Annotated in this window: 12 protein-coding genes; 11 read left to right on the top strand and 1 reads right to left on the bottom strand. The window is 62.2% G+C overall.

Annotated elements, in window-relative coordinates:
• Position 1: 1 nt before the first annotated feature.
• The gene (locus tag DWV00_RS19965) at positions 2 to 559 is read right to left on the bottom strand and encodes an RNA polymerase sigma factor (protein WP_181885532.1); all 558 of its coding nucleotides are present in this window, start codon (positions 557 to 559) and stop codon (positions 2 to 4) included.
• A gap of 258 nt (positions 560 to 817) precedes the next feature.
• Between DWV00_RS19965 and DWV00_RS19960 the strand changes: the two genes are divergently transcribed.
• From DWV00_RS19960 to DWV00_RS19910, 11 genes are all read left to right on the top strand, one after another.
• Complete coding sequence (locus DWV00_RS19960; protein WP_115535341.1) at positions 818 to 1,126, top strand: type III secretion system major pilin HrpA; 309 nt, start codon at positions 818 to 820, stop codon at positions 1,124 to 1,126.
• Between the two features lie 66 nt (positions 1,127 to 1,192).
• The gene (locus tag DWV00_RS19955) at positions 1,193 to 1,393 is read left to right on the top strand and encodes a hypothetical protein (protein WP_115535340.1); all 201 of its coding nucleotides are present in this window, start codon (positions 1,193 to 1,195) and stop codon (positions 1,391 to 1,393) included.
• On the top strand, positions 1,390 to 1,806 hold the full coding sequence (locus tag DWV00_RS19950) for a hypothetical protein (RefSeq protein ID WP_115535339.1): 417 nt from the start codon (positions 1,390 to 1,392) through the stop codon (positions 1,804 to 1,806). Before DWV00_RS19955 ends, DWV00_RS19950 begins: the two co-directional genes overlap by 4 nt.
• Before the next feature lie 10 nt (positions 1,807 to 1,816).
• Complete coding sequence (locus tag DWV00_RS19945) at positions 1,817 to 2,623, top strand: hypothetical protein (protein WP_115535338.1); 807 nt, start codon at positions 1,817 to 1,819, stop codon at positions 2,621 to 2,623.
• Positions 2,607 to 3,239 (top strand): hypothetical protein, encoded by a 633-nt coding sequence (locus tag DWV00_RS19940; protein ID WP_147297942.1) that lies wholly within the window; start codon positions 2,607 to 2,609, stop codon positions 3,237 to 3,239. The genes DWV00_RS19945 and DWV00_RS19940 overlap by 17 nt, the downstream gene beginning before the upstream one ends.
• On the top strand, positions 3,236 to 3,727 hold the full coding sequence (locus DWV00_RS19935) for an HrpE/YscL family type III secretion apparatus protein (protein WP_181885531.1): 492 nt from the start codon (positions 3,236 to 3,238) through the stop codon (positions 3,725 to 3,727). Before DWV00_RS19940 ends, DWV00_RS19935 begins: the two co-directional genes overlap by 4 nt.
• 224 nt (positions 3,728 to 3,951) lie before the next feature.
• Positions 3,952 to 4,608 (top strand): response regulator, encoded by a 657-nt coding sequence (locus DWV00_RS19930; protein WP_115535335.1) that lies wholly within the window; start codon positions 3,952 to 3,954, stop codon positions 4,606 to 4,608.
• Positions 4,605 to 7,133, top strand: a complete 2,529-nt coding sequence (locus DWV00_RS19925) for an ATP-binding protein (protein ID WP_147297941.1) — start codon at positions 4,605 to 4,607, stop codon at positions 7,131 to 7,133. Before DWV00_RS19930 ends, DWV00_RS19925 begins: the two co-directional genes overlap by 4 nt.
• 361 nt (positions 7,134 to 7,494) lie before the next feature.
• On the top strand, positions 7,495 to 9,048 hold the full coding sequence (locus DWV00_RS19920; RefSeq protein ID WP_115535333.1) for a hypothetical protein: 1,554 nt from the start codon (positions 7,495 to 7,497) through the stop codon (positions 9,046 to 9,048).
• A gap of 87 nt (positions 9,049 to 9,135) precedes the next feature.
• A complete protein-coding gene (locus tag DWV00_RS19915) occupies positions 9,136 to 11,040 on the top strand; it encodes a hypothetical protein (protein WP_115535332.1) in 1,905 nt (634 codons plus the stop codon).
• A gap of 213 nt (positions 11,041 to 11,253) precedes the next feature.
• A complete protein-coding gene (locus tag DWV00_RS19910) occupies positions 11,254 to 13,302 on the top strand; it encodes a putative Ig domain-containing protein (RefSeq protein WP_147297940.1) in 2,049 nt (682 codons plus the stop codon).
• Positions 13,303 to 13,360 lie beyond the last annotated feature (58 nt).

Below are 13,360 nucleotides of genomic sequence, written 5' to 3'. Positions count from 1 at the left end.
ATCAAAGCCCGCCTACTGGCTCGAAGTGTCGTTCGAGCTTCGAACGCAGACGCGACAGGCGTGAACGCACGGTGCCGACCGGGATGCCGAGCGTGGCCGCGACTTCGACGTAGCTGACGTTGTCGATGAACAGCAGCTCGAGCATGCGCTGCTGATCGGCCGAGAGCGACTGCGCGAACTCGAGAAAGCGCGAGAACGTCTGCTTGACGGACGCGCAGCGATCGGGTGCGCGCAGGTCGAGGAGCTCGCTTTCGTGATCGTCGATCGGTTCGATCACGAAGCGGTAATCGGACGTGCGGCTGACGTGATTGCGCACGACGTTGAGCGCGATCGCGATCAGCCATGTCTTGGGCTGCGCCGTGCCGCGATACGACGCGCGGTTTTCCCAGGCGCCGAGATACGTGGCTTGCAGGATATCCGCGGCATCCTCCGCGCTTCGAACCCGGCGGGCGATGAAGCGGTAAATCGAACGGCCGTGTGCGCGGTACCAGTCGTCGAATTGGAGCGATTGATCCGCGCAGGCAGGCGACGATGCGGGATTCGGGTGCGTCGTGATCATCTTCGGATCGAAAGGCTCTTGGCGTAGCGATTCGCACATGATTGGGGTTGCAATGCTCGATTGCGCATCTTGAGGCGGAAAATCGGACGACATAACCGTTGAACCCGTTCGGGTGGTTGCGGAACGCGTCGTGAATGGAACTGGTTGCAAGTCTCTGTTACTAACCCCGCAATTCCGGCCCGCATTGGATCGATCCCCGGAAGAGCGGAGTTCCGGAGTTCGAATATCAGGTAAGGAATCAGGTAAGGAGAGCAAATCATGACCTTCGCAGCAGTAGTTCCCATCCTTCAAACGGTAGGTGCGGTCGCACAGGTGGTCTCGTCGCTCCTGAGCGGGGCGAACGGGTCGGCCGACGGTATGGTGTCGACCGGGGACATGGGCAACAAGATGCAGGGCTATCTGAAACAGCAGCAGGAGATGCAGGTGAAGACGATGGAAATGCAGACCGCGGCCAGCATGCAAAAAATGATGGCCGACACGATGAACAGCATTTCGAACGGCGAACTCGATTCGGGATCGAAAGTGCAGAACGCCAGCGCCAAGGCGGCACAAGGCATCCAATTTTAATTTGAGCGCATAGGGAGGAAGGCGCGGCGCGTGCGGCGGCGCGCCTTCCGGCGGGAGTGACGGAAGATGACCAAAGTCTTGGAGCAATACGCCGCCTATACGGCAGCGCAAGGGCGAGCAGCGCAGTGGGCCGCGCAAGCCGGTGTCGCATTCGCGTTCGAGAAGCGCAAGATCGACGCGGAACATGCGCTGAGCCACGTCGAAGGGCACGTGAGGACGGAACTCATCAATGCCTTGCGCAACCTCGGCCAGCAGTTGCGCCCATGAATTTCACAGCGACGGAAGTGACGGCCGCAAGCCCCGCGGTTTGGAAAGCGATCGAGGGCGATTCTTTCGCGGCGGCGATGGCAGCGGCAGATGTCGAGCGTGTGTTGCCTATCGGCTCCGCGGAAGCGGAGGCACGCGCGAGGGTATCCGCGTCCGGTTTCGGGCAATCGGAGTCTGCGTTGGCGGCGCTGGCGCGGCAGCTCGACGAAGTCGGGCGTCATCGGATGGAGGCTCGGACGCTATCCGCCGGCTTGGCGGGAGCATGGGCGACGGGCGTCGACGCACCGACATTGGCGGTTTCGATGCATCGCCAGGCGCACGCCATGGCGTCCTATAACTTGAATGTCATGTGGGGCGCCAAGCTGGTCGGCGTGACGGCGGGTGCGCTTCGGCAATTGGTCTCGGCCACGTGAATTCACGAATATGAGCATCGAGGCAAGGGGGGCGGCGCGCCATGCCGCGCTGGCCGGCTTGCCGTTGATCGCCGCGGTCCTCGCGTTGTCGGGGTGCGAGCGGAAAGTCGAATTGCAATTGGCGCCCGACGCTCGCCGCGCCAGCGAGATCGCGGCGGCACTCAGCGGTCAGGGGATCGCTGTCGAGCGAAAGCCGGAGAAATCGGGGTTCATGCTTTTCGTGGCGGATTCGGATCTTCCGCAGGCGATGAACGCGTTGCGTGAGGCGGGCTTGTTGCGTGCCGTTCGTCCGAGCGTCGACGAAGCCCTCGGAAAAAGAGGGATTGCGCCTACGCCACTCGAAGAGCGCGCTCGTCATATCCATGCGATCGAACGCGAGTTGGAAGCGACGCTGATGGAGATCGACGGCGTGCTCGCTGCACGCGTGAGCGTCGTACTGCCCGAGCGTCCGGCTCTCGGGGCACCGCTCGCGCCCGCGTCCGCCTCGGTCCTCGTCAAGCATCGCGCCGATGTCGATCTGTCGGCGCTCATGCCGGGAATCGCCCGCCTCGTCAAGAACGGCGTCCCCGGGCTGGCCGAGCAAGACGACCGGCACGTTACCGTGATGTTCTTGCCCGAGCAGCGGATCGCAGCGTCGCATACTGCACCGGTGGCAGCCGAGACGGCCGGCATTGCCGCGACCGCGCCTCGATTGATACTGCTCGTCTGCGGTTCAGCAGCCATGGGTTATTTTGCGGAGCGGTTGCTGCATCTTTTCCGGCAGCGAAGCGCGAAACGAAGCGTGCGGAACGGAGGCGATGATGTCGGCGCCGGTTGAAGGCATACCGCCATTCTGGACCGAGCCGTGGCGATGGGCTGCACCGGCGTGGCATGGCCGCTATGGGGCCTCCGTCGGCGATTTCGATTCCCATGCCGAACGACTGGTCTATAGCGGATGGATTGCCTGCTTCGGCTTGCCTCGGCGGTGGCGTCCGCCCGCGGATCCGCGCTGGGTGCATGTGGTGCAGGCATCCCCGAGCTTGCTTCACGGCGTGGCGACGGCACTCGGGCATCTCGCCTTGCTGCGCGGGGGCATGCCCGTCGCGCTCGGATGCCGTCCGTCCGTCGATCCGTGGTTCGCCCTCGCGTTGAAATATCGCGCCGTCAATTGCTTACGCGTGGGGGGCGTGGTGACGCATTCCGATTCGTCTGCCCCGCGTGACGCCGGTGTCGGTGTGTTGCGCGCCATGGCGCGGCAAGGCTGGCCGGATATCGACTCGCGGGTTGCGATGCTCGTCGCGCCGGACGCATCGGATGCTTGCCATACTTGGGAAGAGCCGAAGCAAGCGCAACCGTGGGCGATCGAGTGGATCGACGTCGGTCGATGCCTTTCGCTGTGCGGCGCCATGATGCGCGGTGCGGCTTCGAATACGAGTTCGAGAGGCACCCGATGAGCTTTACGGCAAGGCGTATCTCGACGGGGGATGGCCAAGACGCGATGCCGGGCAAGGTCGTCTACCTACGCGAAGATGCCGCGCGTTTGCGCGATGCCGACGCCGCCTTCGTTACGCGAGCGGCGGCACTGGAGGAAGCGTATCGGCTCGCGCAACGATCCTTGACGGCACAATTGGAGGTGACGCTCGATCAGGTGCTCGCCGCGGCATTGGCGCGTGTCGGCGCCGAACTGCCCGCGGCTCAGCGGCTACGCATCGTTTGCGAACAACTGGCCGAAACAATTGGGCCGGTGTCCGGCGCACGTCTTCGCATCGGTACCGCTGGCGAATCGTCCTGTTCCGCTGCAGGCATCCGTTGCCCATGGCCGATCGACGTCGACGACGCGTTGGCGCCGGGGTCTTGCAGGCTCGTGACCGAATGCGGCGAATGGGGGCTCGAGTTCGACGCGCTCATCGCCTCTCTTCAAACAAGAGGCTTCATTATTTGAGAAATTTCTCGCCCGGCAATGTCCACGGTGTCCCTACAATCTCATCCTCGTCAGTCGTGGCTACGGTTTCTTAGTAAGCTCATAGGAAGCGATCCCGTCGCGTTTGTCCGGAGCGACGCGTGCGCGAGCACCGAGCGCAGCCCAAACTGCCGGGCCCGGCGCGACGATTAGCCGAAGCCGCTGCCCGGCAGTGCTTCGTCGAGCGATAGAGGCATGGAAGCGTCGTGAATAAACCATTGCAGATCATATTGGCGGAAGACCACGGCATCGTTCGCCATGGCATTCGTTTGGCTATCGAGGAAGCTCGCGTCGGGCATGTCGTTGCCGAGGCCTCGAATTCGGACGAATTGATCGCGGCCGTGAATGCGTGGGAGTGCGATGTCATCGTGACGGACTTGTCGATGCCCGGTACGCGCACGCGGGACGGCATCCCGTTGATCGATCGTCTGAATCGGATGCGTCCCGGCGTGTCGATCGTCGTCGTGACTGCGATGCGCAACGCCGCGATATTGAACAAGCTGCTCGCGAAAGGCGTGAGCGCCATCGTCGAAAAGGCGGGGGGAATCGGCGAACTGCACAGTGCGTTGGTGGCGGCGGCCCAAGGGCGCAGCTATATGAGCCCCGGCGTGGAAGCGTTGCTCGCGCGCATGAGTTTGGTCGGCGCGCGCATGGGTAAGGAGGCGGCGCTCACCGCGGCCGAGCTCGACGTCGTTCGGCTGTTCGCCCATGAAAAGTTGTCGGCGGGGCAGATCGCCGAGCGGCTCAATCGTAGTGTCAAGACGATCAGTGCGCATAAGATGCGGGCACAGCACAAGCTCGGACTCTCAACCAGTCAAGAGTTGCTCGAGTACTGGCAGACGCACGATCATTCCTCGTCGTGAAAGCAGTCTCACGCCCTCGCGCGTGGCGGGTGGCGCGTATTCTCGCGGCATGCTTGTTGATCGGCTCCACACTGGCGGCATGCCGGAGCCGCGATGGCGACCATGGTCCGCCGCGTGTCGCGTGGGATCTGCGGTTGCCGTTGTCCAAGGCCGATAACGCCTATCTTGATTCGTTGCCGGTATTGCGCGTGGGAGTCGACCCGCAATGGGCTCCGATGGCATTCGTCGATCAGCGTGGGCGGATAGACGGCATCTCAGCCGATTACCTCGATTTCCTGCAGGATACGCTGCATCTTCGCTTTCGCCTGGTGCCGACGCGCTCGTGGGGCGAAACCCTCCAACTGGCGAGCGAAGGCCGCATCGATATCGTCGTCGCCGCCTCGAGCACCGGCGAGCTGGCGCCGGGCTTCGGCCTGTCCACGCCGTACGTGCGCTACCCGCTCGTGATCGTTACGCGCGAAACGGCACCGTTCATCGCCGGGCTCGACGACCTCGAAGGCGCACAAGTGGCCGTCGTCGGCGATTCGCGCTTCGCGCGCGTGAGGACCGCGAACCTGACCGGCCTTCATAAGGTGATGGTGGACTCGGCCGAGGATGGGCTCAAGGCAGTGGCGGGAGGGCGTGCGTTCGCCTATATCGGCAATCTCGGCGTCGTCGACCGTATCGTGCGGGAACGTTACGCGGGTACGCTGCGTGTGGCGGCGCCGGTGGATCGCATCCAAGATCTATCGTTCGGCATCGCGCCGCGGTACGCGCCGCTCCTACCGCTCATCGATCGCGTGCTGGCGGCTGTTCCCGAGACCGAACGCGAGCACATCCAAAACAGCTGGCTCTCTTCGCGCTTCACGTTTGGGGTCGCGCCGCGCACGCTGTGGCTCGTCCTGTCTCCCGTCGGCACGTTGACGCTCGTTTTTCTCGGCGTGCTTGGGTTCAACACGGCGCGCTTGCGCAAGGAGGTTCGCGAGCGGCGGCGGACGGAGCACGAGCTGGTTATCGAGCAGGCCGCGCTGATCTTGGCTAAACACGACGCCGAAGCGGCGACGAGGGCACGAGAGTCGTTCATCGCGACGATCAGCCACGAGATCCGAACACCGATGAGCGGCGTCGTCGGCATGTTGCAATTGCTCGATCACGATGGGCTGGCGGCCGACGATCGCCAACTCGTCGAGATGGCCGGCAACGCGGCCGAACTGTCGCTGCGCATTCTCAACGACATTCTCGATTACGCCAAGAGCGAGAACGGCGAGTTGTCGCTCGAATCGGCGCCGATGAGCCTCGAGGAGATCGTGCGGCGCAGCGTGGCGGTCGTCGAGCCCGATATCGGACGCAAAGGGTTGCTTCTGAACGTCGATGTATCGAAGAACGTCGCGCCGAATCACGTCGGTGATGCGCAGCGGCTCGGACAGGTGTTGCTCAATCTGCTCGGCAATGCCGTCAAGTTCACCGACGCCGGTTCCGTGTCGGTGACGGCCGGCGTGCTGGCCGATCGCGCCGAGGAGCAAGTAGTCTCGATCAGCGTGGCCGATACGGGAATCGGTATTGCGCCCGAGGAGCAGGCGGGCCTGTTCACGCCGTTTTCGCAGGCGCAAAGCTTACCCGCGAGCCGATATGGTGGTACAGGGTTGGGGCTCGCGATCTGCAAGCGCTTGATCGAACAGATGGGCGGACAGATCACGCTGAGAAGCGACCTAGGGCGCGGTACGGAGGTCAAGATCGCGCTGACGCTCCGCATGGCTCGAGACGCCTTGCGCGCGCGATGCACGCATGAGCAGCACGATCAGTGCGATCTGCGAGATCCGCTCGATGTGCCGTCGACCGAAGCCGCCGCGCCCGCGACTTCGGCGCCGCGCATCTTGCTCGTCGAAGATCAATCGATCAATCGCGAGGTGTTGCGGCGCCAGCTTGCTGGTTTGAATGTGACGAATTGCGATATTGCCGTCGACGGTGCCGAAGCATTGAGCGCCTATGAGCGCAACACCTACGCGGCGGTCATCACCGACTGCACGATGCCTGGGCTCAGCGGCGTCGAACTCATGTCGTGCATTCGGCAGCGTGAGCGCGGCTCCAACCGGCACACTGTGCTCATCGCGGTGACGGCCGATGCCACGCAACGTCAACGCAACGCTTGCTTGGATGCGGGCGCCGACGAGTTCTGTATCAAACCGTTGGCGCTTGAGCGACTGCGCGAACTGCTGGATCGCTACGGCCTAGTCGACGTACCGTTTCCGGCACTGGAAAAAACCGATGTTCCGGTCGAGGAGCATGACGCGCTTCGGCTGGAACTGCGTTGGACACTCACAAGCGAAATGAAGGCGCTCCTTGGCTTGTCGCTTACCGAGGACCGCGAACAGGCTCGTGACATCGCGCATTCGATAGCCGGTACCGCTGCATGGTTCCAGCTTCGCGACGTGGCCGAGGAAGCGACCCGGCTCGAGCGTAGTCTCGAGGCGGGCGAGGTGCGGGAGGAGGCGCTGCCGGCGCTGAAATCGGCGATCGAGCGCGCAGTCGGCGGCACGGCTTTCTAAGCGATGGAGATTTCGCGGTCGTAATCCAAAATTGACGGCGCATTTTCAGATCATGGGACTCCCGATAAATACTCGGAGGGTTACGCCATGGGGCGGAGATTCAATGCTGCGCTTCTCTTGAGTTCGGATTTACGCTTGCCTATCATTCGAATGGGTTGGGGCGAGAAAAGATCAAACGATTTATTTTAAATTTGCCGTGACTTTGAAAATTGTCGACCGAGGGCCGCCGGATTTCGCGCGAGTATTTCGGTTTAAAAATAGGCGAAAAATACGTATTTCGATTTTGCATCGCGTGTTTCGGTGCTTGTGGCTCCATTGAGTAAATCAATTTTATTATGACTTTGATAGAGCGAGGAATTAAATGTCCAGCGAACAACGGCAATTGGCGGCGGGCAGCGTTACGTTCGATCCGCCGGATGGAGCGCAAATCCCGGAGGGCGTGGTAAGAAACTGTACGATCACCACCACCGATCCGGTCGAGCAGAATGCGAAAATCATATTGAAGCAAGCTACACCCGATCCTCGTTTCAGGATCAACGGCTTGGCGCAAGCAGAAGTGACCCTCAGCAAGGGACGTGGGGCGTTCACAGTATCGCGTACTTATCCGGCTTCAGTGGAGATTCGGCCGGATACGACGCACGAGATTGTCGCGCAGTATGAAGGGGCGAATATCGGGAACGTGACGTACACCATGATCGTGCGCGATGCGTTGACGATCGTGCCGCCCACGCAGCCGGAATTCGCGGTTTTTGCCGGAGATAATCTATCGATGCAGTTGCACGGTATCGACGGGGAAGATCAACCTGTCGGCGGGCTGAAAATTCGAATGCAGTGCTACCAGAGCAACGTGCAATTCTTTGATGCAAACGGCGACGAGATCACGGGCACGATGTACGATCCTGGTGGCCAGCGCGCTTTGTACGGCGATTACGTGACGGATAACACAAACGGCTTGGATTTGGGGATCGCGGGAGGCGAGCTTGGCGCGAAAAATACAGGTATTTTCGATATCGCGTACGACGTAATCGGGTTCAACAACCCGAAAAATTTCACGTTGGTGGTAGCCGATGATCAGATCATGGGGGGTAGCTTGTCTGCTCCGATTTTATCGGCTGCGTCTCCTTCGCTTAATCTTGGGGGCGCCGCGACGACATTCGTGCGGCTCCTGAAAGCACCGATTGGCGTGCGTCCCGATGCGAAAGTCGTGTTCATCGTGAACGGCCTCCCCGTCAGCCCGTATTCCTTGACGGTGCAAGAGGCCGTGGAGATGGGCTACGAGCTACCCAAGCTGTGGTTCACCAAGGAGTCGATCGAAGGTGTCGATCCGAAGAATAAAGCGCAGATTTATTACATGATTCAATCGGAAAGTTCCGATATCACCGAAACACGCAGTGGCGTGAAGAAATTCGACACGTTCGGCACGGTTGTGAATGCACCCGATCCGAATCTTGGCCCGCGGAAATTGCCGATGCCGACGCTTGGCAATGTGAACACCGTCAATTCATCCGTGATCCAAGGGGGTGTTTTGCCGGTGGAAATTGATTTCACTGACGGCGGAGTCAGCGCGGGGAGCGATGGTTTTATCACGCTCTATGCGAATGGCTATTTATCAAACACTAGCACAATACTCGATCATGCTGAAACTATTACGCAGTCTTTTAAAACGAAGGCGGGTAAGAATGTGATCGACGTTGATGCCGGTAAGTTGTGGGGGTTCACGGATTCGGCAACTTTCAAGCCCAGTAATTTGAAAATGGATTACTACGTTACTCCAGGCGCGCCGCCAGCCGAGGCGGCGCAAGGCGATGTGTCAAAGGACGACGAGTTTTGGAAGCAGCGCGACGCGAGCAAACAATATTCAAAATTCGATCCGAACGGATGGACCTTGGCGACGCCGCTGCCTCCTACTCCGTGAGTTTGTGTGATGGGAAATCGCGCTTCTCGCCGTAAAGAAGCGGTCTGCTCTAGGTGGGAATCAAGGCCCAAGCTAACTGGACGCATCATGGCGATCGTATTGGAAACAAAGGTTCTATGGGCGCGCTACTATCGCGAGGGCTATGTCGTGGCGAAGTGGGAGACGATGACATCGCCCGGCGGCTTTTGGTTGTGGATCAGGCCGCCGAATGAGGATTGGCCGAATCCGCCCGGGTGGGTTCAGTGGATGGAAGATAGTCAGGCACGCGTCGGGAGCTTTCCCTTCAAATGCGTCGTCGGTCATGAATACGTGTTTAGCGTGTGGCCGCAAGGGGGCCTATCCGGCCCGGAGTCACCGCGTATTCCGGTCGAGGGAGGTTCTACCGGCGGGATCGTAGGCATCGAGCCGCCGTTTGGCTCAACCGTGCTCGATTCAGCCGGCACCCCTAACTTGCCCGAGGGCTACCGGCTGGAATTCGTCGAGCGCATGCCCTATACGCCACTCTTTCTTGGGGCGGGCTTCAACGTCATCAAAGCGCAATTGCTTGATCCCGACGGTCGGCCGCTCCCCAAGCGGCAGATCGGATGGGGCGCGTTTCCCGGAGGCTTTCCGGGATTGCGATGGGAGACGGACGAGCCGACCATCACGAACGAGGACGGAATCGCGGCCAACCGTGTCTATATTCCTTCTTCGAACCTCACGGGGCCGGGCGGCACCTTCACCATTTCGGTCTGGGTCCAGCCGCCGGCGAGCGGGGTACCTGACCACCACGTGAGCACGGTGTTTCCGATTCGCCGCGCTCGCGTGTATTGCAGCTTCGCGAGAAATTGGTCTCATGCGTGGCGGGCCGGGGACAGGCTCTCCCTCCACGTCCCTCCGAAGGCGCCTTGCGCCGACCAACTCGTCGCCGCAACCGTCTCGGTGATCGACGATACGAACGAGCCGGTGCGGGGGTTGCGCATGTCGTGGCGCACGACCCCGAATCCCACCTCGGGGGCGTGGAAGCCTATCGGGGGCGGTGCGGGGCAGCCTATCGATGGGGGGCCGTCGCGGTGGTTGGACTGGCAGGCGTTGCCCTTCTACGAGAGCGGATTTCCGGCCGTCACCGACGATCATGGCCAGTCGACGGTTTGGTTCGCCAACGACGCTGCGCAGATCACCGGTGTGGCGCCGACCGTCAACGGCGAGGAGTATCCGAATTTCATGGTCTTTACCGACGTCGACCTCGGCACCGGCACCGACCCCGCGGTGAAATTGCCGCTGGATAAGGACGGTAACGTGGAAGTCGGCACGGACCCGGTGCCCGTTACGTTGCCGGGGAACATCGCTGCCTTCAGCGATGCCGCCATCTGGCTCAACGGCAACATCGTGTCGATGCTCCACTTGGCCGCGAATCCGGCGCCGGCCGTCGCGCCCGTGCCGCCCGAATACTTCAAGCTGAGCGACGAGAAGGACAACGCAATCGGCTATGTCAAAAGCGATCGGTATGGCAACGGCGTGGATTCCAAGCTCTCATGGTTCAGGGCGACCGGACAGTCGCGGGGGGCACGCACGTTCGAGGGCGGTACGCTGGGTGCGCCGCGCTTGCAAGCCGGCGACGCGGCTACCGTGGACGATTCGCTCGTTGCGGGCGGTCTCGCGTTGAATCTGCCTGCGTTCGAGTGGCGCGAGCTGAACGACGAGATGCAGCTTTACATCTATCTCGAAGGTTATGAGCCCGGTACGGATACCAAGAAGTACGGCACCTTCGAAGCGACCTATCCTGCTCGAGACGCTGGCGGCAGCAACGGATTCGTCGTCGTCGTCGATGAATCCGCGCTGCGGGGCTATTGCGCGTCGTCGACCGGCGAGAAAGGGCGCTTCATTGCGCAATACAGCATATCCAAGCCGCGGAGTCAGGGAGACAAGCAGTATTCCGTGATTTTATCGCGCGACCTCGATACCACCGCGGTCGATCTTCCAGCCTGGCGCGCGCACGGCCCGGGGGCTTGAGCGCGGTCGTGGCATCAATGCGGTGAAGTGCGCGACGCCCGTCGGACCGGGTGTCCTCTCTGGTTCCAGTCGCAAAAGAAATAAGAATTTTCGCGTCGCGCATCGCGAGCCCGCGGTCGACGATATCGGATGTTCGGCGATGGGAACGGCGCGTCGCATTCGCACGTCACGCGTCGGCGCCTCTTGACGCTGGCACCTCACGAGGAAAACATCATGCTTCGAAGATTTGCGTGCTTATTATTAGCGGTGCTGATGGCCGCTTTGGTGGCCGGTTGCCACGGCGGGGGCGGGGGCGGTGGCGGCGGTGGCGCGATTGGCGACCCGAGCTCGGATTTGCCGAGCGGGTTGCAGTACGAACGGCAGAACGTCGGCTACACGGTGGGTCAAGAGATCGAGCCGAATCATCCGACCAGCACCGGTGCCGCGATTACGCACTACGCCGTATCGCCGCCGCTGCCCGCCGGTTTGTCGCTGGCGACCGACACCGGCATCATCACGGGCACGCCGACCGCCGCGAGTCTCCAGACCACCTACACGGTGACGGGTTCGAACGCGTATGGGTCGACCGAAACGCCCGTGACGATCACGGTGACTTCGGCGGACGTGCAAGAGAAGCCGGTCAGTCTCAACTACGACGTGCAGAACGCCGATTATCAGGCCGGCGTGGAGATACCCCCGAATTCGCCGCATCCTATGGGCGGGGATATCTCGGAGTATTCGGTCAATCCGTCACTGCCCGCCGGCTTGACGATGTCGACGACTACGGGTGTCATCAGCGGCACGCCCGACGCGGCCGATGCGCAGACGACCGGCACCTTCGTCGTCACCGGGTCGAACAGCGCCGGCTCGGCTCAGGAGAATTTGCAGATCGCGATCGAGCCTGCGAACGTACCCCCTCCGTCCCTCCCGCCGCCTGAGAATCTCCATTACAGCGCGTCGTGGGCAGCGTACGCGAAGGGCGAGGCGATCGCGCTCAACGTGGCATATCACGACGGTGGCGAGATCGTCGGCTATGCCGTATCGCCACCGTTGCCGGCAGGCATGAGCCTCGATTCCACTACCGGTGACATCTCCGGTGTGCCGACCGCGACAAGCCCCTCGACGCAATACACGATAACGGGCGAAGGGGTAGCCGGCAGCGGTGCCGCGGCAACGACGATCACGCTCGAGGTGGTGCCGCCGGGGACGTGGGTGCCGACGGCAGAACCCATGCACGAAGTTCGCTATGGCGCGATTCAGGTCACGCTGCCGGACGGCCGCGTGCTCGTCGCGGGCGGGCAAAATGCTCAGGGCCAAGTGCTTGCGAGCGCGGAGCTCTACGATCCCAACACGGGTGAATGGACCGAGGCCGCCCCGATGACATCGGCTCGCTACGGAGCCATGGGCATCTTGCTGCCGAGCGGCGACGTGCTCGTGGCCGGTGGCAGCGGCGCCGGCGGCGTGCTGACGTCGGCGGAGATCTTCGATCCGAGCAATCCGAACAGCCTTGCCGCCTGGCAGAGCACCGGCCCGATGACCAGCGCGCACAACGGAAGCAGTCTCGCGATGATGGCGGGTGGCAATGTGGTCGTGGCCGGCGGTTCGAGCAGCACGGCGGCCGTCCGCACGGTCGAGGTTTACAACGTGGGCACGGGTACGTGGACGCTGTCCAAGGCACTCAATACGGCGGCGACGGGCGTATCGTTGTTGTCGATGCAAGGGGGTGCGCAAATAGTCGTTGCGGGCGGTCTGGATAGTCTTTCCAGGGCGGTCGCCTTCGGACAGGTATCGTCCGCACCGGCCTTGTCTTCCTGGTCGAATCGGAACGTGGCCGGTCCGGCGCGCGCGCAGTATGGCTCGATCGCCATGAACGACAATTCCGCCTTGATTTTCGGCGGGGTCAACGGGCCGGCGCAGACTGCGGTCGACCTGTATGACGCTTCGACGTCGTCGTTCACCGGCGCAACGCCGCTCTCGACCCCGCGCGCCGCACCGCTTGTCGCTCCGCTGGACGCCACGCACGTGCTTGTCGCGGGCGGCACGGCCGGCCTTGCGGGCGGTGTGGGCATCAAGACCGCCGAGGTGTATGGGTTCGATCCGAGCCAGGCTCCTGCGTCGTCGACCGCCGACACCGCGACCTCGCCGATGAGCAGCGTACGGATCGGCGGCGGTATCTCCACGCTGAAGGACGGCCATGTTCTGGTCTCGGGCGGATGGGACAATACCCCGACCGCGCCGAGCGTGCCGAGCTATTGGAGCACCTCGGAACTTTACATCCCGTGACGGGTTGGCATCGAAACGCGGCGACGCTATGGCTTGCCCCATGCGTCGCGGCGTTCGT

Source organism: Trinickia dinghuensis (assembly GCF_003367175.1).
Classification (GTDB): Bacteria; Pseudomonadota; Gammaproteobacteria; order Burkholderiales; family Burkholderiaceae; genus Trinickia; species Trinickia dinghuensis.
Note: the sequence above shows the minus strand (reverse complement) of the source record. Positions and strands in the feature narration are given on the sequence as shown.

Excerpts from the sequence above, each read along its gene's own strand:
- DWV00_RS19940 (WP_147297942.1), top strand. The coding sequence starts at position 2,607 with ATGTCGGCGCCGGTTGAAGGCATACCGCCATTCTGGACCGAGCCGTGG.
- DWV00_RS19915 (WP_115535332.1), top strand. The coding sequence starts at position 9,136 with ATGGCGATCGTATTGGAAACAAAGGTTCTATGGGCGCGCTACTATCGC.
- DWV00_RS19920 (WP_115535333.1), top strand. The coding sequence starts at position 7,495 with ATGTCCAGCGAACAACGGCAATTGGCGGCGGGCAGCGTTACGTTCGAT.
- DWV00_RS19935 (WP_181885531.1), top strand. The coding sequence starts at position 3,236 with ATGAGCTTTACGGCAAGGCGTATCTCGACGGGGGATGGCCAAGACGCG.
- DWV00_RS19965 (WP_181885532.1), bottom strand. The coding sequence starts at position 559 with ATGATCACGACGCACCCGAATCCCGCATCGTCGCCTGCCTGCGCGGAT.
- DWV00_RS19910 (WP_147297940.1), top strand. The coding sequence starts at position 11,254 with ATGCTTCGAAGATTTGCGTGCTTATTATTAGCGGTGCTGATGGCCGCT.
- DWV00_RS19955 (WP_115535340.1), top strand. The coding sequence starts at position 1,193 with ATGACCAAAGTCTTGGAGCAATACGCCGCCTATACGGCAGCGCAAGGG.
- DWV00_RS19945 (WP_115535338.1), top strand. The coding sequence starts at position 1,817 with ATGAGCATCGAGGCAAGGGGGGCGGCGCGCCATGCCGCGCTGGCCGGC.
- DWV00_RS19950 (WP_115535339.1), top strand. The coding sequence starts at position 1,390 with ATGAATTTCACAGCGACGGAAGTGACGGCCGCAAGCCCCGCGGTTTGG.
- DWV00_RS19960 (WP_115535341.1), top strand. The coding sequence starts at position 818 with ATGACCTTCGCAGCAGTAGTTCCCATCCTTCAAACGGTAGGTGCGGTC.